The 20,390-nt window shown below is 58.9% G+C and carries 17 protein-coding genes and 1 pseudogene; 13 read left to right on the top strand and 5 right to left on the bottom strand.

Annotated features, from left to right (window positions below; genetic code table 11):
* Positions 1-53 precede the first annotated feature (53 nt).
* Positions 54-629 (top strand): helix-turn-helix domain-containing protein, encoded by a 576-nt coding sequence (locus ACE3MN_RS13930; protein WP_004138903.1) that lies wholly within the window; start codon positions 54-56, stop codon positions 627-629.
* Positions 630-694: 65 nt separating this feature from the next.
* Complete coding sequence (locus ACE3MN_RS13925) at positions 695-1,732, top strand: NADP-dependent oxidoreductase (protein ID WP_024358261.1); 1,038 nt, start codon at positions 695-697, stop codon at positions 1,730-1,732.
* Positions 1,733-1,776: 44 nt separating this feature from the next.
* Here the strand turns inward: ACE3MN_RS13925 and rihA are convergent, their stop codons facing one another.
* Positions 1,777-2,712, bottom strand: a complete 936-nt coding sequence (rihA, locus tag ACE3MN_RS13920; protein ID WP_024358260.1) for a pyrimidine-specific ribonucleoside hydrolase RihA — start codon at positions 2,710-2,712, stop codon at positions 1,777-1,779.
* Between the two features lie 291 nt (positions 2,713-3,003).
* Between rihA and ACE3MN_RS13915 the strand changes: the two genes are divergently transcribed.
* Entirely contained in the window at positions 3,004-3,303 is a 300-nt protein-coding gene (locus ACE3MN_RS13915) for a DUF406 domain-containing protein (RefSeq protein ID WP_004138889.1), read from the top strand.
* Positions 3,304-3,375: 72 nt separating this feature from the next.
* On the opposite strand, the gene pqqU is transcribed toward ACE3MN_RS13915, so the two are convergent.
* Positions 3,376-5,487: a TonB-dependent receptor PqqU gene (gene pqqU / locus ACE3MN_RS13910; protein ID WP_177951871.1), complete on the bottom strand. Its 2,112-nt coding sequence runs from the start codon at positions 5,485-5,487 to the stop codon at positions 3,376-3,378.
* 263 nt (positions 5,488-5,750) lie between these two features.
* Here pqqU and ACE3MN_RS13905 point away from each other — a divergent pair, with 263 nt between their 5' ends.
* On the top strand, positions 5,751-6,812 hold the full coding sequence (locus ACE3MN_RS13905; protein ID WP_004120750.1) for a YncE family protein: 1,062 nt from the start codon (positions 5,751-5,753) through the stop codon (positions 6,810-6,812).
* A gap of 171 nt (positions 6,813-6,983) precedes the next feature.
* A complete protein-coding gene (locus ACE3MN_RS13900; protein WP_004120747.1) occupies positions 6,984-7,205 on the top strand; it encodes a YgdI/YgdR family lipoprotein in 222 nt (73 codons plus the stop codon).
* A gap of 49 nt (positions 7,206-7,254) precedes the next feature.
* Here ACE3MN_RS13900 and ansP read toward each other — a convergent pair whose 3' ends face one another.
* Positions 7,255-8,712 (bottom strand): L-asparagine permease, encoded by a 1,458-nt coding sequence (gene ansP, locus ACE3MN_RS13895; RefSeq protein ID WP_024358258.1) that lies wholly within the window; start codon positions 8,710-8,712, stop codon positions 7,255-7,257.
* 268 nt (positions 8,713-8,980) lie between these two features.
* Between ansP and ACE3MN_RS13890 the strand changes: the two genes are divergently transcribed.
* The 8 genes and pseudogenes from ACE3MN_RS13890 (at position 8,981) to ACE3MN_RS13855 (ending at position 17,291) form a co-directional block, all read left to right on the top strand.
* Positions 8,981-9,520, top strand: a complete 540-nt coding sequence (locus ACE3MN_RS13890) for an AAA family ATPase (protein ID WP_024358257.1) — start codon at positions 8,981-8,983, stop codon at positions 9,518-9,520.
* 238 nt (positions 9,521-9,758) lie between these two features.
* Entirely contained in the window at positions 9,759-10,760 is a 1,002-nt protein-coding gene (locus tag ACE3MN_RS13885; RefSeq protein WP_049131571.1) for an LLM class flavin-dependent oxidoreductase, read from the top strand.
* Complete coding sequence (locus ACE3MN_RS13880) at positions 10,757-11,878, top strand: amidohydrolase (protein ID WP_102649846.1); 1,122 nt, start codon at positions 10,757-10,759, stop codon at positions 11,876-11,878. Before ACE3MN_RS13885 ends, ACE3MN_RS13880 begins: the two co-directional genes overlap by 4 nt.
* A gap of 30 nt (positions 11,879-11,908) precedes the next feature.
* A pseudogene (locus tag ACE3MN_RS13875) lies at positions 11,909-14,181 on the top strand (NtaA/DmoA family FMN-dependent monooxygenase).
* 11 nt (positions 14,182-14,192) lie between these two features.
* Positions 14,193-14,702 (top strand): GNAT family N-acetyltransferase, encoded by a 510-nt coding sequence (locus ACE3MN_RS13870; RefSeq protein ID WP_004138170.1) that lies wholly within the window; start codon positions 14,193-14,195, stop codon positions 14,700-14,702.
* A 9-nt stretch (positions 14,703-14,711) separates the two neighbouring features.
* Positions 14,712-15,638: an amino acid ABC transporter permease gene (locus ACE3MN_RS13865; protein ID WP_049103128.1), complete on the top strand. Its 927-nt coding sequence runs from the start codon at positions 14,712-14,714 to the stop codon at positions 15,636-15,638.
* A complete protein-coding gene (locus ACE3MN_RS13860) occupies positions 15,622-16,401 on the top strand; it encodes an amino acid ABC transporter ATP-binding protein (RefSeq protein ID WP_004138168.1) in 780 nt (259 codons plus the stop codon). Before ACE3MN_RS13865 ends, ACE3MN_RS13860 begins: the two co-directional genes overlap by 17 nt.
* A complete protein-coding gene (locus ACE3MN_RS13855) occupies positions 16,398-17,291 on the top strand; it encodes a transporter substrate-binding domain-containing protein (RefSeq protein WP_177916601.1) in 894 nt (297 codons plus the stop codon). Before ACE3MN_RS13860 ends, ACE3MN_RS13855 begins: the two co-directional genes overlap by 4 nt.
* Positions 17,292-17,356: 65 nt before the next feature.
* Here the strand turns inward: ACE3MN_RS13855 and ACE3MN_RS13850 are convergent, their stop codons facing one another.
* Complete coding sequence (locus tag ACE3MN_RS13850; protein ID WP_004138166.1) at positions 17,357-18,667, bottom strand: MFS transporter; 1,311 nt, start codon at positions 18,665-18,667, stop codon at positions 17,357-17,359.
* Positions 18,668-18,899: 232 nt separating this feature from the next.
* Positions 18,900-20,096, bottom strand: coding sequence for an L-talarate/galactarate dehydratase (locus ACE3MN_RS13845; protein ID WP_004138165.1), 1,197 nt, complete (start codon positions 20,094-20,096; stop codon positions 18,900-18,902).
* Between the last annotated feature and the right edge of the window lie 294 nt (positions 20,097-20,390).

Raw genomic sequence — 20,390 nt, 5'->3', positions numbered from 1 at the left:
GGTGCCGGGCGTCTGGTTGTGCAAACAGGCGGGCTACACTATAGTATTACGTTATGAATACTATAGAAGACAATCTTAACCAGCGCATCAGCGCACGTATCCGAATCGAGCGGGAATCCCGCGGCTGGTCGCTCAGCGAACTGGCGGAGCGGGCGGGGGCGTCGCGGGCGATGATCCACAAGATCGAGCGCGGCGAAAGCAGCCCGACGGCATCGATGCTGGGACGGTTATCCGGCGCTTTCGGCATTAGCATGTCGACGCTGATCGCCAGGGCGGAGATGCAGGAAGGCAAGCTGCTGCGCTTTGCCCATCAGCCGGTGTGGCGCGACCCGCAGAGCCACTATCTGCGGCGGCACGTTTCGCCGCGTAGCGACCTGCCAATCGACCTGGTGCAGGTGGAGCTTCCGGCGGGCAGCGATGTGCCGATGCCTGCGTCATCCTACGCCCAGGCCCGGCAGCTGATCTGGCTACAGCAGGGCGAGCTGGTGTTTATCGAAGGCAACGCGCGACACGAGATGCGGGCGGGGGACTGCCTGGAGCTCGGGCCGCCTAACGACTGCCGCTTTATTAATGAAACCACGCAGCCCTGCGTCTATCTGGTCGTCCGACTCAATCAATCTGCCTCATAATGTCAATGCGCGCTGCCGGGAAAGCAGCTAGCCTCAATACAGACTTGTCAAAAGAGGAGTGTGTTATGGCTTTCAATCCGCAACGCCACCGCCGCTGGCTGCTGGCATCGCGTCCGCACGGCGAGCCAACCGGGGAGAACTTCCGCCTGGAAGAGGGCGAGGTCGCGTCTCCCGGGCCGGGGCAGCTGCTGCTGCGCACCGTCTTTCTGTCATTGGATCCCTATATGCGCGGGCGGATGAGCGACGCGCCTTCCTATTCGCCGCCTGTCGCCATTGGCGCGGTGATGGTCGGCGGCACCGTGAGCCGCGTGGTGACATCGAACCACGCCGATTTTCAGCCCGGCGACTGGGTGCTGGGCTACGGCGGCTGGCAGGATTATGAACTTTCCGACGGCAGCGGGCTGGTGAAATTAGGCGACAGTCCTGAACACCCTTCGTGGGCGCTGGGGATCCTCGGCATGCCCGGCTTTACCGCCTATATGGGGCTGCTGGATATTGGTCAGCCGAAAGCGGGCGAGACGCTGGTGGTCGCCGCCGCCACCGGGCCGGTTGGCGCAACGGTCGGACAGATCGCGAAGCTGAAAGGCTGCCGCACGGTGGGCATCGCCGGCGGCAGCGAGAAGTGCCGCTATGCGGTAGAAACTCTCGGCTTCGACGTCTGTGTCGATCACCGCGCGCCCGATTTCGCCGTCAAACTGCTTGAAGCCTGCCCGCAGGGGATCGATATCTACTATGAGAACGTCGGCGGGAAAGTGTTCGATGAAGTTCTGCCGCTGCTGAATACCTCGGCCCGCGTGCCGGTTTGCGGCCTGGTCAGCGGCTACAACGCCACCGCGCTGCCCGACGGCCCGGATCGCTTGCCGCTGCTGATGGCGACGATCCTCAAAAAACGCATCCGCATGCAGGGCTTTATTATCGGCCAGGATTACGGTCACCGGATTGCCGAGTTCCAGCAGGAGATGGGGCGCTGGGTGCAGGCAGGGAAAATCAAATACCGCGAGCAGGTCGTTGACGGCCTGGAGAACGCGCCGCAGGCGCTCATCGGTCTGCTGAAGGGTGAGAACTTCGGTAAGGTGGTGGTTCGCGTCTCTCCGGACGAGTAACCGCTTACCCGGCAGGCGTCGCGCCTGCCGGGTTTTATGATGATTTACGCGTAAAACGCCAGCCGCTCGGCCAGCAGGTCAACAAACGCCTGGCGATCGACATCGAGCATCACCGTAGCGTTCGGCTGCTTACCGGTCAGATTGTAAAAATCGACGACCGTCATCCCCTGAGTATATTTCCCCTGCGTTTCCACGCCGACCCAGCGTTCAACGGTGGTAAACATCTCCGGCTTCAGCAGCCAGGCAATGGTGCACGGGTCGTGCAGCGGCGCGCCGACAAAGCCCCATTTCTCATCCTTGTGGTACTCAAGAAAGAAGTCGAGCAGTTCGGCGACGATGGTGGATATCGGGTTGCCGATACGGCGGAAACGCTCGATATCCTCAACGTGGATTTGCGCTTTATGGGTGACGTCTAACCCGGCCATCACCACCGGAAGGCCGGACTGGAAAACGATCTCCGCGGCTTCCGGGTCGACGTAGATATTAAACTCGACCGCCGGCTGCCAGTTCCCCAGCACCATTGCGCCGCCCATAATCACAATACGCTCGATTTTGGCATGCAGTTCCGGATGGCTGTTGAGCAGCAGGGCGACGTTGGTTTGCGGGCCGGTGGCAACGATCGTGACCGGTTCGACGCTGTCGCGCAGGATGTTGGCCATCAGCTCGACGGCGGTGCAGCTTTGCGCGGCAAAGCCCGGCTCCGGCAGCGCCGGGCCGTCAAGACCGCTCTCGCCATGCACGTTGTCGGCGATAATCAGCTCCCGCATTAGCGGCTTAAGCGCGCCGCCGGCGACCGGGATATCCGGGCGTTTAAGCAGGGTGAGCATGCGCAGTACGTTACGCAGCGTTTTGTCCGGGGTCTGGTTTCCCGCGGAGGACGTCACGGCTTTTACATCGAGTTCGGGTGAGGCGAGGGCAAGAACGAGGGCAATCGCGTCATCATGACCCGGATCGCAATCGATAATGACTGGCAGTGCCATGGCAGCTCCTTGTTGGCGTTATTTTGTGACAAGGGTAACGCCGCAAAGCGCCATAGACGAGGCTCAACGCAGAATAGTGTGATGGCGTGCACGATTGAGCGCGACATAACGCGACGCTTGCCAACATAGCTGCTTGATCTGTGCGCAATCAGGAGGTAGCCATGCGGTGGCGCAAGAAGTCGCTTCCCGCGGAGGCCTATAATGATAAAACGACGCAACCATACAAATATTAATGGTTTGCTTTCCGCCAACGGATTCTTATTCTAAAGAAAACTCCAGGAGATAATCGCAATGAAAGATGTGGTAGATAAATGCAGTACCAAAGGCTGTGCCATCGACGTAGGCTCGATTATTGATAATGAGGACTGCGTCTGGCGGGTTGAGAAAAACTTCGCCAGCCGCGAAGAGGCCGAGTCCACCATCGCGGCGGTCCGCGAACGTGCCCTGGCCGCCGCGCCCGCCAGCGAGCCGCCGCAGGTCGATTATACCATCGCGCCCGCCGGTGATGAGGCAAAGCTTGAGGCTTCCATTGCCTTCTCCTGCCAGGCGGAAAAGATCATTTTCGAATTGTCGTTAAGAAACGTTATTTAACGTAGCGAGCGCCCACGGCTAACCCTCAACAGGATCCTGCGTGCGATTCCGTTGAGGTGCCGTGGTCAAGCGTTACTCAAACCGCCATGCCAGGTTTAGCCCGATACCGTAGTTACGGCCCGGCGCCGGTTCGTAGTAGCGGCCGTTGGATTCATTCACGATAACTGAGCCCGCGTAGCTGCGGTCGAACAGGTTATCTACCCGGCCAAACAGATCCATATCCATCTTGCCGTAGCTCCATTTATAGCCGGTCGTCAGGCCGACCACCGTCCAGGACGGCGCTTTGGCGGTGTTCTCATCGTTTGCCATAATATCGCTCATATAGCGAATATCGCTGCCCGCGTACCAGCCTTTCTCGGGCTGATAGCCGAAGGAGGCGTAGCCCATATTACGGGCGATCCCCGGAATACGATTGCCTTTACAGCTGGCATCGTCGCAGACGTTGGTACGATAGGTCGCATCCAGCCAGGTCCAGGCCGCTTTTAAACGCCAGCTCTCGCCGAACTGCTGATCCAGCCCCAGCTCCATCCCCTGACGGCGCGTTTTACCGGCGTTTTTATAGCTGGTGCGCCCGCCGCTGCTGGCGTCGACGACAATCTCATTATCGGTATCGGTCTGGAATAGCGCGGCGGTCAACAGGCCGTTGCCGATTCGCGCTTTGCTGCCAATTTCAACGGTTTCGTTGGTGGACGGCTGCAGGCCAAAGTTCAGCCCGCCCTGGTCGCCGGAGCGGTAGGAAAGCTCATTGATGGTCGGCGTTTCGAAACCGCGGCCGGCGGAGACGTAGACGTTCCAGGCATCGGTTACCGCGTATTTCAGCGAGCCCGCCGGCAGCCATTTATGATAGCTGGCCTCGCCGCTGTCATCGCCGTTACCCGGCGTAACGTAATAATCGTTGGAATCAAACCACACCGAACTGTAGCGCACGCCGGCGTCGAGAGAGAGTTTCTCGGTGAGCTGCCACTGGGTTTGCAAATAGGGGTCTACGTTCCACATCAAATTGCGTTCATTGCGGCGCAGGTCGCCCTTTTCACCGTACTGCGGCGCGCCGTTGCTCATGACAAAGTTTTCATAACCCTTACGGCGCTCGGTCATGGTTTCATAATCAAGTCCGGTGGTAAAGGTGACCGGCACCAGCAGCTCGCCGCGATGGGTCCAGCGGGTATCAATCCCCTGATAGTGGCGCGTCAGGTCGATCACGCCGCCAGCATGGGTGGGTTTGAGCTGCGGAGCGCGAGGAATCGACTGATATTGCGTGGTTTCACGCTCGCCGGCGTACATCATCACGCTCAGATCGTCCTGCTCGCTCAGCTGGCGCTCGTAGCGCAAACCGGCCTGGGTCTGTTTAATGGTTTTGCGGGTATTGTACTGATCGCCTCTTGGCGACTGGCGCGGGTTATTTTGCCATTCGTCATAGCTCAGGCCGCCCGCGTCATTAGCTTTAATATCCACGCTGTTAAACAGCAGGGTCAGTTTGCTGTCGTCATTAATGCGCACGCCGAGCTTCGCGTTGGCGAGGTTCTTACGCGCGCCGCTATGGTCGCGGGAGCCGTGAGTGGTGAAGCGGTTGGTGGAAACCACATAGTCGACATCGCCCGCATGGCTGCCGTCGCCGACCGCGCCGGTCGCTTTCATACCGTAATGCCAGGTACCGAAGCTGCCGTAGTAGCTGCTGGCTTCGATAGTGGGCGGCTGGCTGCCGGTCTGGGTGGTGGCGTTAATCACCCCGCCGGAGGAGTTGCCGTACAGGGCGGAAAAAGGCCCGCGCAGTACTTCGAGCGAATCGAGGCTGCCAATATCAATATTCGAGGTTTGTCCCTGGCCATCAGGCATGGTGGCCGGAATGCCGTCGACGTAAATTCGCAGCCCACGCACGCCGTAGGTGGAGCGGGAGCCGAAGCCACGAATCGAAAGCTGCAGATCCTGCGCATAGTTCTGACGGTTTTGCACCTGTAGCCCCGGTACCGCGCCCAGCGACTCGGAAAGGTTGACCCGCGGCGCGGCCTGGCGCATCTCGTCGCCGTTAACCACGCTTACGGCGGCGGGAGTATCGAGTTCAGAAACCGCCGACGGTGCGGCGGTAACCACCATGGTCTGTTCAGCGGCGTGGGCGGTTGGCGCTGAAGAAATAAGCGGCAGAAGCAGTGCGGGGAGCGCGGCGGCGCGCACGGAAAGGATTTTCATCAAAGTTACTCGCAAAACGAACCAAACGGAACATATGTATATATGTTAACTCTTTTGTAAATTTTTTGAAAAGACTTAACAGGATTTGAGTTAACAAATAGCAAGAATTGCGTGATGCCGGGTGGACAAAACGCAATTAACTCTCCACATTGCGATAAATAATGATTACTATTCGCATTACAAAGAGTAGCGCAAAGCCATGATTTTGCGCCACGGAAGCACTGTCGAGCAGGCACATATTCGTTTTATCAAAGGGAGTCGTCATGTCATTACGTCATCTGTCCGCGCCGCGTCTGCGCCGTTCACTGTTGTTAACTTCATTACTGCTGGCGGGGAGCTTCAGCGCCCACGCGGCGGAAGAAATGCTGCGCAAAGCCGTTGGCAAGGGCGCGTACGAAATGGCCTATAGCCAGCAGGAGAATGCGCTGTGGGTGGCGACTTCGCAAAGCCGTTCGCTGGATAAGGGCGGTATTGTTTACCGCCTCGATCCGACGACGCTGGAAGTGACGCAGATTATTCATAACGATCTAAAACCGTTCGGCGCAACGATCAACAACGCTACCCAGACCCTGTGGTTTGGCAATACCACCGACAGCAGCGTAACGGCAATTGATGCCAAAACCGGGAAGGTGAAAGGGCGTCTGGTGCTCGATCCCCGTCAGCGCAGCGAAACCGTGCGCCCGCTGGCCCCGCGCGAACTGGCGGTTAACGAGAAAACCAATACTGTCTACATCACCGGTCTGGGTAAAGAGAGCGTGATCTGGGTGGTGGACGGCGACAAGCTGACGCTGAAAGACACTATTGCCAATACCGGCGCGATGGCGACGGGCCTGGCGGTGGACGCGGAAGCGAACCGTATCTACACCACTAACGCCGACGGCGAACTGGTGACCATCGACAGCGCCAGCAATAAAATCCTGACGCGTAAGAAACTGCAGGATGACGGCAAAGAGCACTTCTACCTCAACCTGAGCCTCGATACCGCCGGTCACCGGGCCTTTATCACCGACGGCAAACAGCCGGAAGTGCTGGTGGTCGATATTCGCGATGGTAAAGTGCTGGAGAAAATCGCCGCGCCGGAATCCCTGGCCGTGCTGTTTAACCCGACCCGCAATGAAGCCTACGTAACTCACCGTAAAGCCGGCGAAGTGAGCGTGATCGATGGTAAGACCTACAAAGTGGTCAAGACCTTCAAAACCCCGACTCACCCGAACAGCCTGACCTTATCCGCCGATGGCAAAACGCTGTATGTCAGCGTGAAGCAGGAATCGACACGCCAGAAAGAGGCCACCCAGCCGGATGACGTTATCCGCATCGCGCTGTGATCCTGACGGGAGGGGGTAACCCCTCCTGAAAGTCTGTCTGCCGGGCGGCGGCTGACGCCTTCAGCGATATCACCCTCTGTTACAAACACTTATTAGCCTGATAAATACAATGGCTATAAACTGACGTCTTTCCTGCGCAAGCGGGACGGTGGCATTAATCCTGGAGAAAAGATGAAAAAATCATTTATGGTCGTTTGCGCCGGCGCGATGCTGGCCCTTCTGGCAGGCTGTAGCTCAAACTATGTGATGACGACGAAAAGCGGGCAGACTATCGTGACGCAGGGCAAGCCGCAGCTGGATAAAGATACCGGCATGACCAGCTATACCGATGAGTCAGGCAATAAGCGCCAGATTAACAGCAGCGACGTCGCTCAGCTGGTGGAAGATAATTAAGTTGTGCCGTTGCGGTTTGCCCGGTGGGGCAAACCGCAAAAGGAACGAGTTACGGTTTTTCAATATTCGGCGCGGTGCTGTGAATATCATGTACGCGCTTACGTACGCCAAACCAGCCGGCGACCAGCAGCACGGCGATCAGCGGAATCGAACCGATGGTATAGGTCCCATTCGGATAATCGAAAGCCATTAATACCAGCACGCTCAGCAGGAACAGCAGGGTCAGCCAGGAGGTAAAAGGCGCTCCCGGCATCTTGAAGCTGACGTCCGCCGCTTTCCCTTCCTTAATCGCCTTGCGCAGGCGCATCTGGCACACCACAATAAAGCCCCACGAAGCGATAATCCCCAGCGACGCGACGTTGAGGACAATCTCAAACACCTGTGAAGGCACCAGATAGTTGAGGAACACCCCAACGACGTAGACGCCAAGCGTCGCCAGAATCCCGGCGTAAGGCACGTGATGACGGCTCATTTTCGACATAAACTTCGGCGCGGAACCGCCCATCGACATGGAGCGCAGAATACGCCCGGTGCAGTAGAGACCGGAGTTGAGGCTGGAGAGCGCGGCGGTTAACACCACAATATTCATCACGCTGCCGATATACGGCACGCCCAGCTTCGAGAAGAAGGTAACGAACGGGCTCTGCCCGGCCTGATAGGCATTCCACGGCAGCAGCAGAACCAGCAGCAGCACCGAACCCACATAGAACAGACCGATACGCCAGATAACGCTGTTAATCGCGCGCGGCACCATGGTCTGCGGGTCTTTACATTCGCCAGCGGCGGTGCCCACCAGTTCGATAGAGGCGAAGGCGAACACCACCCCCTGAACCAGCACCAGCGCCGGCAGCAGGCCGTGCGGGAACAGGCCGCCGTTATCGGTAATCAGGTGGAAGCCGGTGGCATTGCCATCAAGCGGCTTGCCGCTGCCGAGAAAAATGGTTCCGACCACCAGAAATGCCACGATCGCCAGCACTTTCACCAGCGCGAACCAGAACTCCATCTCGGCGAACCATTTCACGCCGATCATGTTCATGGTGCCGACAATCGCCAGCGCGCCGAGGGCGAATACCCACTGCGGGACGTCGCCGAACGCGCCCCAGTAGTGCATATACAGCGCGACGGCGGTGATATCGACGATCCCGGTCATCGCCCAGTTGACAAAGTACATCCAGCCCGCCACGTAAGCCGCTTTTTCACCGAGGAACTCGCGGGCGTAGGAGACGAAGCTGCCGCTCGAAGGGCGATGAAGCACCAGCTCGCCCAGCGCGCGTAGGATAAAAAACGAAAAGAGGCCGCAGACCAGATAAACCAGCGCCAGAGCCGGCCCGGCCATCTGCAGGCGCGCGCCCGCGCCGAGAAACAAGCCGGTACCGATGGCGCCGCCGATGGCAATCATCTGTACCTGACGGTTGCCCATCGCCTTGTGGTAGCCGGACTCCTGCGAATTCAGCCAGTGGCGTTTGGCAGCGTGCTGCTCCGCCACGCTAGAGTGTTTTGTATTCATTGATGTCGCTATTTTCCTGTCAATGTCCATGAGTGGTTCGTGCTGCTGGCTCTCTCATCATTCTGAGGAATGAGATAAGCGAGCATGGCGGAGAATCCTACACGTATCGGAAAATGGACGCACGTAAAAGATTTGCGGACCGCACTTGCTTAAATATCAATGAGATCGCCGCGTTTTGTGGGGGGGGTAATCACCTGGAAATTTCGCTGATCGATTTTGCCCAACGTGCGCTATTATTTTCAGCCCGCGTTTTGCCCGAGAGACCACGATGAAAATCAACGTAGTAGGGACCAGCGGCGTCGGCAAATCTACCCTCGCGCGTCGGCTGGCTCAGGAACTGTCGCTGCCTTATATCGAAATGGATGTGCTCTACTGGCTGCCCGAATGGCAAGGGACGCCGGACGATGAGTTTTACGCCAAACTTGCCGCCGCGCTCGCCGCGCCCGGCTGGGTGCTGGACGGTAACTATAACCGCAGCCGCCCGCTAAAATGGCGCGACGTGGATCTGGTGGTGTGGGTGGACTACAGCTTCTGGCGCACGTTGCGCCAGGCGGTCTGGCGCGCGGCTTCACGCGCCAGCCGACGCCAGGAACTGTGGCCTGGCACCGGTAACTGTGAAACCTTCCGCCGCTCCTTCTTTAGCCGGGACTCCATTATTCTCTGGACGCTAAAAACCTGGCGCAATAATCGCCGCCGCTATCTGGCGGATATGCAGGATCCGCAGTATCGACATATTCGCTTTGTGCGCTTACGCAACCAGCAGCAGACCGAGGCGCTGGTGCGCGAGCTTCGGCAGAATCTCCGATAATCCCCCGGCTCGCGCTGCGCTTAGCCGGGCTACAGGGCCGCAGATTGCCGGGAACTCGTAGCCCGGGTAAGGCGTTTACGCCGCAACCCGGGGAATGTGTCGTGACGCAGCATCGCCTCCGGGGCAGTTACCTCACCGCATATCTAATTTCCGGCAGAGCAAATGTAAATAAATTGTTTCTCACTGACTGCGGCCGCTTCTAATAATGCAGACATGTTAATTCACATGAGCCTGCGAAATGTCTTATCGAATCAGTATCCTGGATAAAAGCCCGCTGGCGGCCGGAGAAACGGCCGCCCAGGCGCTGGCGCGTACATTAACGCTGGCGCAACAGGCGGAAGCCTGGGGATATCACCGTTTCTGGATAGCCGAACACCACAATACCGAGCAGCTTGCCAGCCCGTCGCCGGAACTGGCGATCGCCTGGATCCTCGGCCAGACCCGCCGGATTCGCGTCGGTTCCGGCGGCGTCATGCTCCAGCACTACAGCCCGTACAAAGTGGCGGAAAACTTCAATATGCTGGCCTCCCTCGCGCCGGGCCGCGTGGATCTGGGCGTGGGCAAAGCTCCAGGTGGCCTGCCGCTCTCTACCCGCGCGCTGCAGCAGGGGCTTAATCCCCAGCAAAAAGGGAGTTTTGCCGACCAGCTGGCGCAGCTCGATAACTGGCTGTCGCTGACCGAAACCGACGGGGAAGAGAGCGTCCGCGCAACCCCGATTCCGCCGCGTCGCGCAGACGGCTTTCTCCTCGGCGCCAGCCTGGAAAGCGCGCAGCTGGCGGCGCAGTTGGACTGGAACTTTGTCTTCGCCGCTCATCTCAACGGTGATAAGCATCTGCTGCGCGAGGTGCTCACCCGCTGGCGCGAACTGAGCCGTCGCGACGCGATTATTGCCGTCCAGGCCGTGGTGGCCGACGATTCTGCCACCGCAGCCGATCTGGCAAACGCCGTGGAAGTCTGGGGCGTTGAGCTGGAAAACGGCCAGCGGGTGACCGTCGGCAGCGAAGCGCAGGCGGCCGCCTTTGCCCGCCAGGCGGGTAGCAGGCCGACGCGCATCGCCCGTCGGGAATCGGCGGTGCTGTTCGGCACCCCGGAACAGGTGAAAGCGCAGCTGGATGCTCTGCAGTCGGCGTGGAACATCGACGAATTTATTATCGACACGCCCATCAGCGACGGCGCGGCGCGTCTGAACTCCCTGCGTCTGTTGGCCCAGGCGCATCTGAGCGCGGAGGTCCAACCATGAGTCTTGCCGAACAGTTAATACGCTGGCGGCGCGAACTGCACCAGTACCCGGAACTTTCGCTGCAGGAGGTTGATACCACCGCGCGTATTCGCGACTGGCTGCAGAGCGGCGGCATCAGCCTGCTGCCTTATGAACTGAAAACCGGCGCGGTGGCCGAAGTGGGCAGCGGCGATAAGGTGATAGCCCTGCGCGCCGATATCGACGCGCTACCTATCGAAGAGGCGGCCAGCGTGCCGTTTCGTTCGCTGAATGCCGGCGTGATGCACGCCTGCGGGCATGATATTCATACCAGCGTGATCCTTGGCGCGGCCTTACTGCTGAAACAACGCGAAGCGCAGCTGGCGGGACGCGTCCGCATTCTGTTCCAGCCGGCGGAAGAGAGCTTCGGCGGCGCGAAAACCCTGATTCGCGCCGGGGTACTGGAGGGGGTTTCCGCCATTTTCGGTATGCATAATGAACCGGGCCTGCCTGTAGGCGAGTTCGCCACCCGCGGCGGCGCGTTTTACGCCAACGTCGATCGCTTTGTCTTCAAAGTGACCGGTAAAGGCGCGCATGCCGCCCGGCCTCATGAAGGGAAGGACTCCATTCTGCTGGCTAGCCAACTGGTGACCCTGCTGCAAAGCGTCGCCAGCCGCGAAGTGAATACCCTCGATTCCGTGGTGCTTAGCGTGACGCGGATTCAGGGCGGCAATACGTGGAATGTCCTGCCGGAAAGCGTCGAGCTGGAAGGTACGCTGCGCACCCATAGCAGCGAAGTCCAGCAGCGGGTGAAGGCGCGGGTGAGCGAGATTGCCGCCGGCTTCGCCAGCGCCTTCGGCGCGCAGATCGATGTCTTCTGGTACGCCGGGCCGACCGCGCTGGTCAATGATGAGCGCTGGGCGGCATTCGCCAGCGACGTGGCCGATAAGTCCGGCTACCGCACGCATCATGCGGACCTCCATCTCGGCGGCGAAGATTTTGCCGTTTATCTCCAGCATATACCCGGCGCCTTCGTCAGCATCGGCAGCGCCAGCGAATTTGGTCTTCACCATCCGGCGTTTAACCCGGATGAGCGGTTGATCGCGCCAGCGGCGCACTACTTTGCCGATCTGGCAGAGCAGGCATTAAAAGAACTTTAATTATTCAGGGTCATAGACTAAGGATTAACGATGTCTGAACAACGGCAGCTGCGTATTGGCACTATATTACATGGCGCATCGGGAAATATGTCGGCATGGCGCCATCCGGTCGCGCTGGCCGACGCCAGTATTAACTTTGAGTTCGTTAAGCAGACGGCGCTAAAAGCGGAAGAGGGCAAGCTCGATTTTATTTTTGTCGCCGACGGCTTATATATTAATGAAAAATCGATCCCGCATTTTTTAAATCGTTTTGAACCGCTGACGGTATTATCCACCCTGGCGGCGGTAACCACGCGTTTAGGCCTGGTTGGTACCCTGTCGACCTCCTACAGCGAACCCTTTACCACCGCCCGCCAGTTCGCCAGCCTCGATCATCTGAGCGGCGGGCGCGCGGGCTGGAACGTGGTCACCTCGCCGCTGGAGGGCTCGGCGAAAAACTTCTCCCGCGCCCAGCATCCCGATCATGCTCTGCGCTACCGCATTGCCGATGAATATCTGCGGGTTGTCAAAGGCCTGTGGGACTCCTGGGAGCAGGATGCGTTTATTCGGAATAAAGAGAGCGGCCAGTTCTTTGATAAAAATAAGCTGCACACGCTTAATCATCACGGCGATTTCTTTAAAGTAGCCGGTCCGCTAAATATTGCCCGCACGCCGCAGGGGCGACCGATTATCTTTCAGGCGGGCGCATCCGATGACGGCAAAAAATTAGCCGCCAGCCACGCCGACGCTATTTTTACCCATCAGGAATCGCTGGCGGAGGCGCAGGCCTTTTATCGCGACGTCAAAAGCCAGCTCGAAGCGCACGGCCGCCGGGAGAGCGAACTACACATATTCCAGGGCGTCAGCGTCATCGTTGGCGATAGCGCCGACGATGTGGAGCAGCAATACCAGACCACCGCCGCGCTGGTATCGATTGAGGACGCGCTGAATTACCTCGGCCGCTATTTTGAGCATCACGATTTCTCCCAATATCCGCTGGACGAGGCGTTTCCGGATATCGGCGACCTCGGGCAGAACAGCTTTCGCAGCACCACCGACGAGATAAAACGCAACGCCCGCGAACGCGGCCTGACCTTGCGCCAGGTGGCGCTGGAGGCAGCCAGCCCGCGACCGCGTTTTGCCGGAACCGCCGCAGAGGTGGCAGATGGGCTACAGCAGTGGTTTGAACAGCGCGCGGCGGACGGTTTTATTATCCAGGGCGGCACGCCGGACACCTTCCCGCGCTTTGTGGATCAGGTCGTACCCATTCTTCAGCAGCGCGGATTATTCCGCCGGGAATATCCCGGCGCCACGCTGCGCGAAAGCTTAGGGCTGGCAGAGCCCGTTAATCAATTCCAAAAACAATAATAGAGAACACCCGCTATGCAGAAAACGCAGAAAAAATCGCTACTCCTGGCGCTTGCGCTGGCCGTTAGCGCCTCATCCTGGGCGCAGAACGTCACGATCAACGGCACCGGCGTGAGCCTCGAAGCTAACAAAACGCCGATTCATACGGCGAAAAACCCGCAAGCTATCGCGCAGTTGCCAAAAGATCTTCACCTGGCGGTGCCGGGCAAACTGACCGTCGCGGTCGCCGCGCTGAACTCGCCGCCGCTGACCGTGTTTTCTGACGATAACAAAACCCTGCTCGGCAGCGAAGTGGATATCGCCCGCCTGGTGGCCGACAGCCTTGGGCTTGAGCTGAACGTGGTACCGACATCATGGGAAGACTGGCCGCTCGGCGTCGCCTCCGGCAAATATGATGCGGCGGTCAGCAATATCACCGTAACCAAAGAGCGCAAAGAGAAGTTTGACTTCGCCACCTACCGCAAAGATTCACTGGGTTTCTACGTCAAGAGCGGCAGCCCGCTGAGCAAAATTGAAAAAGCCGAAGATATCGCCGGGCTGCGGATAATCGTCGGCTCCGGTACCAATCAGGAAGCGATCCTGCTGGCGTGGAACGCCGAGAACCTTAAGAAGGGGCTGAAGCCGTTTACCCCGGTTTATACCAAAGATGACGCCGCCCAAACCCTGGCGCTGCAGTCCGGGCGCCCGACGCCTTCTTCGGCCCCAACGTGATCGGCGCGTGGAAAGCGGCGCTGACCGGCAAAACCAAGCTGGTGGGCAGCGTTGACGGCGGCTGGCCGAAGGCGGCGCATATCGCCGTGACGGTGAAAAAAGGCAGCGGTCTGGTTGAACCGGTACAGACGGCGCTGAACGGCGCTATCCGCAGCGGCGATTACGCGAAGGTACTGAACCGCTGGGGCGAAGGCGTGGAGAGCATCCCGCAATCGGAAATCAACCCGGCCGGACTCGGCGACTAACAGGAGGCATGATGAGCGATATTTTCCGCGATGTCTCTCCGGAAACCCCGGAGCTGCAGCCGATTATTGAGGGCCTGTTCGGTGAGTACGCCGCGCGCTACGGCGACTACTTCTCCCGCGATGCCGAAATCGAGCTGACTGAATGGTATCTGGCGCCGCAGGGGCTGTTTATCGTGCTGGAGCGCGAGGGCGAAATTATCGCCACCGGCGCGTACAAACCGAAAGACGCCCATACGGCGGAAATCAAACGTATCTGGACCCATCGCCGTCTGCGCCAGCAGGGGCTGGCGGCGAAAGTGGTGCAGGAGCTGGAGCGTCGGGCGCTGCTTGCCGGCTACAGCCATATCTATCTGACCACCGGTTTTCGGCAGCCGGAAGCGGTGCGGCTCTACCTGAGCCAGGGCTACGAGGCGCAGTTTGACCTCAGCCGCGATCCGGAAGAGTACAGTCTGCCGCCGTTTGATGGCCGACTGCGCTTCACCAAAGCGCTGGCGGTCAGCGCGCTAAGCCAGAGCGCTTAAGGAGCCCCTATGCATACCCCGGAAACGATTAAGGTTGTCCCCGCGCGCTATCCGCTGCGGGCGGTAGGCGCGGCGCTGGCGCTGCTGGCGCTGGCGGTGGTGATTCAATCCGTCGCCTTTAACCCGCGCTGGGAGTGGGGCGTTTTTGCCCGCTGGTTCTTTGACCCGGTGATCCTCGAGGGCCTCGGGCAGACGCTGCTGCTGACCCTGCTGGCGACGGCGCTGAGCGTTATTCTCGGCGGCCTGCTGGCGCTGGCCCGCCTCTCCAGCTCATGGCTGCTGAGCAGCCTGGCCTGGGGCTATATCTGGCTGTTCCGCTCGCTGCCGCTGATCGTGGTGCTGATTATTCTCTACAACTTCTCTTATCTCTACGACAGGTTATCGATCGGTATCCCGTTCACCGGCATTAGCTGGGCCAGCTTTGAGACCATCAACGTGCTGGGACAGTTTTCCACTGCCGTTGTCGGGCTGACCCTCGTGCAAAGCGCCTACACCGCCGAAATTATCCGCGGCGGCTTCCTTGGCGTCGATCACGGTCAGTATGAAGCGGCGGCGGCGCTGGGGCTTCCGGCCAGCCGTCGCACGCTGCGCATTATCCTGCCGCAGGCGCTGCGCACCATTTTACCGGCGGGCTTTAACGAAATTATCAGCCTCGCCAAGGGGACGGCGATGGTTTACGTGCTGGCGATGCCGGAGCTGTTTTACACCATCCAGATGATCTACAACCGCACCCAGGAAGTCATTCCGCTGCTGATGGTCGGCGCCGCCTGGTATCTGGTGATCACCAGCGTGCTGTCGCTGATTCAGTATCTGGTCGAGCGCGGCCTGGCCCGCAGCGAACGCCGCTCAGCGGTCAATACCGCCCGCAGCAGCCGTCGCGCTGAACCCGTTCGCCGCCCACAACCGCAGGAGCCTGTCCATGTCCAACTCTCGTAACGGTCATATTTCCATTACCGGCGTCAGCAAATACTTTGGCCGCCATAAAGCGCTGGATGACGTGTCGCTGGAAATCGAACCCGGCACGGTAACGGTGATCCTCGGGCCGTCCGGCTCGGGAAAATCGACGCTGCTGCGGGCGATTAACCACCTGGAGCGCGTCGATGAAGGCTTTATCCAGATCGATGGCGACTATATCGGCTATCGCCGCAAAGGCGACAAGCTGTACGAACTGAAAGAGAAAGAGATCCTCCGCCAGCGGGTCAACGTCGGCTACGTATTTCAGAACTTCAATCTGTTCCCGCATCTGACGGTGCTGGAAAACCTGATTGAGGCGCCCATCGCCCACAAACAGGCGACCCGCAAAGAGGCTATCGCGCGGGCGTATGACCTGCTGGACGTGGTCGGACTGCGCAACAAAGCCGATGCCTGGTCGCGACACCTGTCCGGCGGGCAGCAGCAGCGCATCGCCATTGCCCGGGCGCTGGCGCTGAACCCGCGGGTGATTTTGTTTGATGAACCGACCTCCGCGCTTGACCCTGAGCTGGTGGGGGAAGTGCTGGATGTGATTAAAAAGCTGGCGCGCTCCGGCACTACCCTGGTGGTGGTGACCCATGAAATCGGCTTTGCGAAAGAGGTGGCGGATCGGGTGGTGTTTATGGTCGACGGCAAAATTGTCGAGCAGGGCGGCAGCGACGCCGTGCTGAACCACCCGCAGCACCCGCGGACGCGGCAGTTCTTATCGAGGGTATTAGCGGCATGAGAAACGGACTTTTAGCCCTGACGTTATTATCTTTATCCGCGGCATCGCAGGCGGCTATCGACCTGCGCGCCAACGAGCAGCCGCTGCCGGTGACCCGCGATGAGCAGGCGATCGCGAAGATCCCGGCAAATTACGCCTTCGTCGAGCCGGGCACCTTAACGGTGGCGATTTCGGCGCTCAACTCGCCGCCGCTGGCGCTGTTGGCCAGCGATAACCGCACGCGTATCGGCAGCGACCCGGATATCGCCAGGCTGCTGGCCGGCAGCCTCGGGCTAAAGCTGAAGCTGGTGCCCACCGCCTGGGAGGACTGGCCGCTGGGGATGACTTCCGGTCGCTACGACGTGGCGCTGGTCAATATTGCGGTGACCGAGCAGCGGAAAGAGAAGTTTGATTTTGCGACCTATCGCGTCGATTCGCTGGCCTTTTCCGTGAAATCGACCAGCGATATCGCCAGCGTCAGCGGACCGGCGGATCTCGCGGGCAAAAAGGTGATCGTCGGGTCCGGGACCAATCAGGAGCGGATTTTGCTCGGCTGGAACGCCGAAAATGAAGCCGCCGGGCGTCAACCGGCGCTGCCGATCTACCTGACCGATGACGCTTCGGGCAATCTCTATATTCAGTCCGGGCGCGCGGATGTGTTCTTTGGGCCGCAGTCGGTGGCGGCCTATAAAGCGGCGCTCAGCGGCAAAACCAAAGTCGTCGGCCTGGGGCCGAAAAAAGCGTACGTTGCCACGACGACCAAAAAGGGCAACGGCCTGGTGGTGGCGCTGCAGGCGGCGCTAAATGGCGCGATTGCTCGCGGGGAATACCAGAAGGTGCTGGCGCGCTGGGGCGAGCAGGGCGAAGAGGTGACGCAATCGACGGTGAATCCGCCGGGGATAACCTATTAAAAAACCGCTGTTTCGCAGGAGTGTGATGCGAAACAGCGGGGGCGAATCCTCGCCAGGGTGTTAAATCAGGCGGCGCGCGGGGTCAGCGTCAAACGATCCAGCGGCCCGACGATAAACAGATAGGAGAACAACCCCAGTACGCCCATGGAGCCGACGTACAGGATGGCGTAATCAAACGAGTGGGTGTTGGCGATGATCACGCCGATGACCAGCGGCGTGATGATGCTCGCCAGGTTGCCGCACATGTTGAACACGCCGCCGGCAATACCGAGCATCTCCTTCGGCGAGGTGTCGCTCAGCACGCACCAGCCGAGGTTACCGAACCCTTTAGCAAAGAAGGCCACGCTCATGGCGGCGATCACCACCACTTCCGAGGTGGTGTAGTTGGCGACAACAATCACGCAGGAGAGCAGCATGCCGCAGATCACCGGCAGCTTGCGGGCGGTCGTCAGGCTGTAGCCGCGTTTCAACAGCCAGTCCGAGAATACGCCGCCCAGCAGGCCGCCGATAAATCCGGCAATGGCTGGGATACTGGCGACAAAGCCGACTTTCAGGATCGACATACCTTTGGCCTGATAGAGATAGGTGGGAAACCACGTCAGGAAGAACCAGGTAATGGACGTTACGCAGAACTGGCCAATATATACCCCGATCATCATACGATTGACGCAGACGCTTTTGATTTGCGCGAGGGTTAATTTCTGCTGCGTTTTTTTCGTGCCTAACTCCGGCTCGCCGCCGCCTTCACGAATATAGTCTAGCTCCTGCTGGTTAATTTTTGGATGATGAGAGGGATCTCTTACTTTTACCAGCCAGAATATCCCCAGCACCACGCCGATAGCGCCAATATAATAAAATACGTAGTGCCAGCTTAAATTATGCAGAATAATGGTCATCAGCGGCGTAATAATCCCCAAAGAGATATACTGCGCGGCCTGATAGACCGAGGTGACGAATCCGCGCTCTTTATTGGGAAACCATTGCACGCTCAGACGGCTGTTGGCGGGGAAGGCTGGGGCTTCAATCGCCCCCATCATCAGGCGCAGAATAACCAGCGCTACCAGCGGGCTGGCGAACATATAGATGGTGCCCTGGAACATGGTGACGATCGACCAGCCAATTAGCGCGCAGCCGTAGACCAGCCGCGAACCATATTTATCCAACAGCCAGCCGCCGGGTATTTGCATAATGACGTAGGAGATACCAAAAACGGAAAAGGCCAGCCCCATCGCCTCGGGATCAAAACCTAACTCTTTGCTCATAATAGGCGCGACGACGGACAGCGTTGCCCGGTCGGCATAATTAAATACGGTAGCCAGAAATAAAAACAGTAATATACCGTAACGCACGTTGCTGCGTTTTAATTGCTGTTGCATTTTAATCAACTCCTTTGCAGGGTTGTGTATTGTGGGTACAGGCAATAAGAGGTATTTCCCCGGAAGGGCTACGGGTTTTCAGTCGCCTGCGGACCGGTAGCCCGAACAAATGCGCAGCATCGCCTCCGGGAAAACGCTGTATTCTCCCGGGGGCGGCGCTTAATACGCCTTGGCCGGGCGACTGGGCCTGTAGCCCGGATAAGGCGTTTACGCCGCCATCCGGGGAATTCTGTTAAGGACGTTTACCAAACTCGCAGCTTTGCTGGGTCCAGCGGCGGGCCTGTTCGCTCAGGGTGAAGCCCAGACCGTGGCGTTCGGAAACCCACATCCGCCCGTCGCGCAGCTCCAGCTGTTCGTTAAACAACGGGTTCAGCCACTCGAAATGCTCCAGCCACGGCTCGAGCGGGTAGGCGGCGGCGAGATGCAGGTGCACCTCCATCGCAAAGTGCGGGGCCAGCTTGCGACCGTGCTTCGCCGCCAGATCCATAATTTTCAGGAACGGGGAGATCCCGCCGACGCGCGGGGCGTCCGGCTGGACAAAGTCGCTGGCGTTGCCGAGGATCAGCTGCTCGTGTTCGCGGAAGCTGGTCAGCATCTCGCCGGTGGCAATCGGTGTATCCAGCGCGGCGGCGAGCTGCGCGTGGCCTTCAACGTCGTAAGCGTCAAGGGGTTCTTCAATCCAGATCAGGTTGAACGGCTCCATTTTGCGCCCCATGCGGATAGCGGTTTCGCGATCCCACTGCTGATTGGCGTCGACCATTAACGGGAAGTCATCGCCCAGCACCTCGCGCACCGCCGTCAGACGACGAATATCCTCAGCGGTATTCGGCTGACCGACTTTCAGCTTAATCCCGCCAATGCCGTTTTCGCGGGAGATAGCCACGTTTTTCAATACCTGATCCAGCGGGGTATGCAGGAAGCCGCCGGAGGTGTTGTAGCACTGGACGGAATCACGATGCGAGCCGAGTAGCTTCGCCAGCGGGAGTCCGGCGCGTTTGGCTTTCATATCCCACAGCGCAATATCGAGAGGGGAGATGGCCTGTACGGCCATGCCGCTACGACCTACGGAAGCCCCGGCCCACAGCAGTTTGGTGTAGATCTTGTCGATATCGTTCGGGTCTTCGCCGAGCAGATTATCGGCGATCTCTTTGGCGTGGGCGTAAATGCCCTGGCCGCCCGCGCGCTTGGAATAGCTAAAGCCGACGCCTTCAAAACCGTCCCGGGAGCGGATTTCGGCGATGATAATCGCCACTTCGGTCAGCGGCTTTTGTCGACCGGTCAGAACTTTTGCATCGCTGACGGGGGTCGCCAGCGGCAGAAAAGCCAGCGACAGTTTGACGTGTTCAATACGGTCACCGGTCTCAGCGGCGGTTTTGACGCCGGAAGCTTTGGCGTAGGTCACGGACTCGGAATTAGCACTCGAGGTCATAGTCAGTTCCTTTTTAGTGATAAAATGTTTGCGCTAACATTTTTAATCCTGGAATTGTCTTTACGCTACGACAGTGATTTTAATTTGTACAAACGATCACAATTAGCGGTTATAACGAGTGAAATTATGCAGCGCAGGTCACGATCCAAAAAGGTTTGTGAAAAGTTACAAAGCATAATGATAGCGATAACATTTTGTTTTTCAGGTCGTTGATTCTCTTAGAGATGTCCCGGAGGGCGCTGGCAATTGCGCGGGCCATCATCAATAATGCCCACAGGAAACGACTCAACACAG

Origin of the sequence: Klebsiella grimontii (assembly GCF_042137965.1) — a bacterium.
Classification (GTDB): Bacteria; Pseudomonadota; Gammaproteobacteria; order Enterobacterales; family Enterobacteriaceae; genus Klebsiella; species Klebsiella grimontii.
The sequence above is the reverse complement of the archived record's forward strand: the minus strand, read 5'-3'. Positions and strand labels throughout refer to the sequence as shown.

Bases quoted from the DNA above. Each gene is read 5' to 3' on its own strand.
- ACE3MN_RS13930 (WP_004138903.1), top strand. From the start codon at position 54: ATGAATACTATAGAAGACAATCTTAACCAGCGCATCAGCGCACGTATC.
- ACE3MN_RS13925 (WP_024358261.1), top strand. From the start codon at position 695: ATGGCTTTCAATCCGCAACGCCACCGCCGCTGGCTGCTGGCATCGCGT.
- rihA (WP_024358260.1), bottom strand. From the start codon at position 2,712: ATGGCACTGCCAGTCATTATCGATTGCGATCCGGGTCATGATGACGCG.
- ACE3MN_RS13915 (WP_004138889.1), top strand. From the start codon at position 3,004: ATGAAAGATGTGGTAGATAAATGCAGTACCAAAGGCTGTGCCATCGAC.
- pqqU (WP_177951871.1), bottom strand. From the start codon at position 5,487: ATGAAAATCCTTTCCGTGCGCGCCGCCGCGCTCCCCGCACTGCTTCTG.
- ACE3MN_RS13905 (WP_004120750.1), top strand. From the start codon at position 5,751: ATGTCATTACGTCATCTGTCCGCGCCGCGTCTGCGCCGTTCACTGTTG.
- ACE3MN_RS13900 (WP_004120747.1), top strand. From the start codon at position 6,984: ATGAAAAAATCATTTATGGTCGTTTGCGCCGGCGCGATGCTGGCCCTT.
- ansP (WP_024358258.1), bottom strand. From the start codon at position 8,712: ATGAATACAAAACACTCTAGCGTGGCGGAGCAGCACGCTGCCAAACGC.
- ACE3MN_RS13890 (WP_024358257.1), top strand. From the start codon at position 8,981: ATGAAAATCAACGTAGTAGGGACCAGCGGCGTCGGCAAATCTACCCTC.
- ACE3MN_RS13885 (WP_049131571.1), top strand. From the start codon at position 9,759: ATGTCTTATCGAATCAGTATCCTGGATAAAAGCCCGCTGGCGGCCGGA.
- ACE3MN_RS13880 (WP_102649846.1), top strand. From the start codon at position 10,757: ATGAGTCTTGCCGAACAGTTAATACGCTGGCGGCGCGAACTGCACCAG.
- ACE3MN_RS13870 (WP_004138170.1), top strand. From the start codon at position 14,193: ATGAGCGATATTTTCCGCGATGTCTCTCCGGAAACCCCGGAGCTGCAG.
- ACE3MN_RS13865 (WP_049103128.1), top strand. From the start codon at position 14,712: ATGCATACCCCGGAAACGATTAAGGTTGTCCCCGCGCGCTATCCGCTG.
- ACE3MN_RS13860 (WP_004138168.1), top strand. From the start codon at position 15,622: ATGTCCAACTCTCGTAACGGTCATATTTCCATTACCGGCGTCAGCAAA.
- ACE3MN_RS13855 (WP_177916601.1), top strand. From the start codon at position 16,398: ATGAGAAACGGACTTTTAGCCCTGACGTTATTATCTTTATCCGCGGCA.
- ACE3MN_RS13850 (WP_004138166.1), bottom strand. From the start codon at position 18,667: ATGCAACAGCAATTAAAACGCAGCAACGTGCGTTACGGTATATTACTG.
- ACE3MN_RS13845 (WP_004138165.1), bottom strand. From the start codon at position 20,096: ATGACCTCGAGTGCTAATTCCGAGTCCGTGACCTACGCCAAAGCTTCC.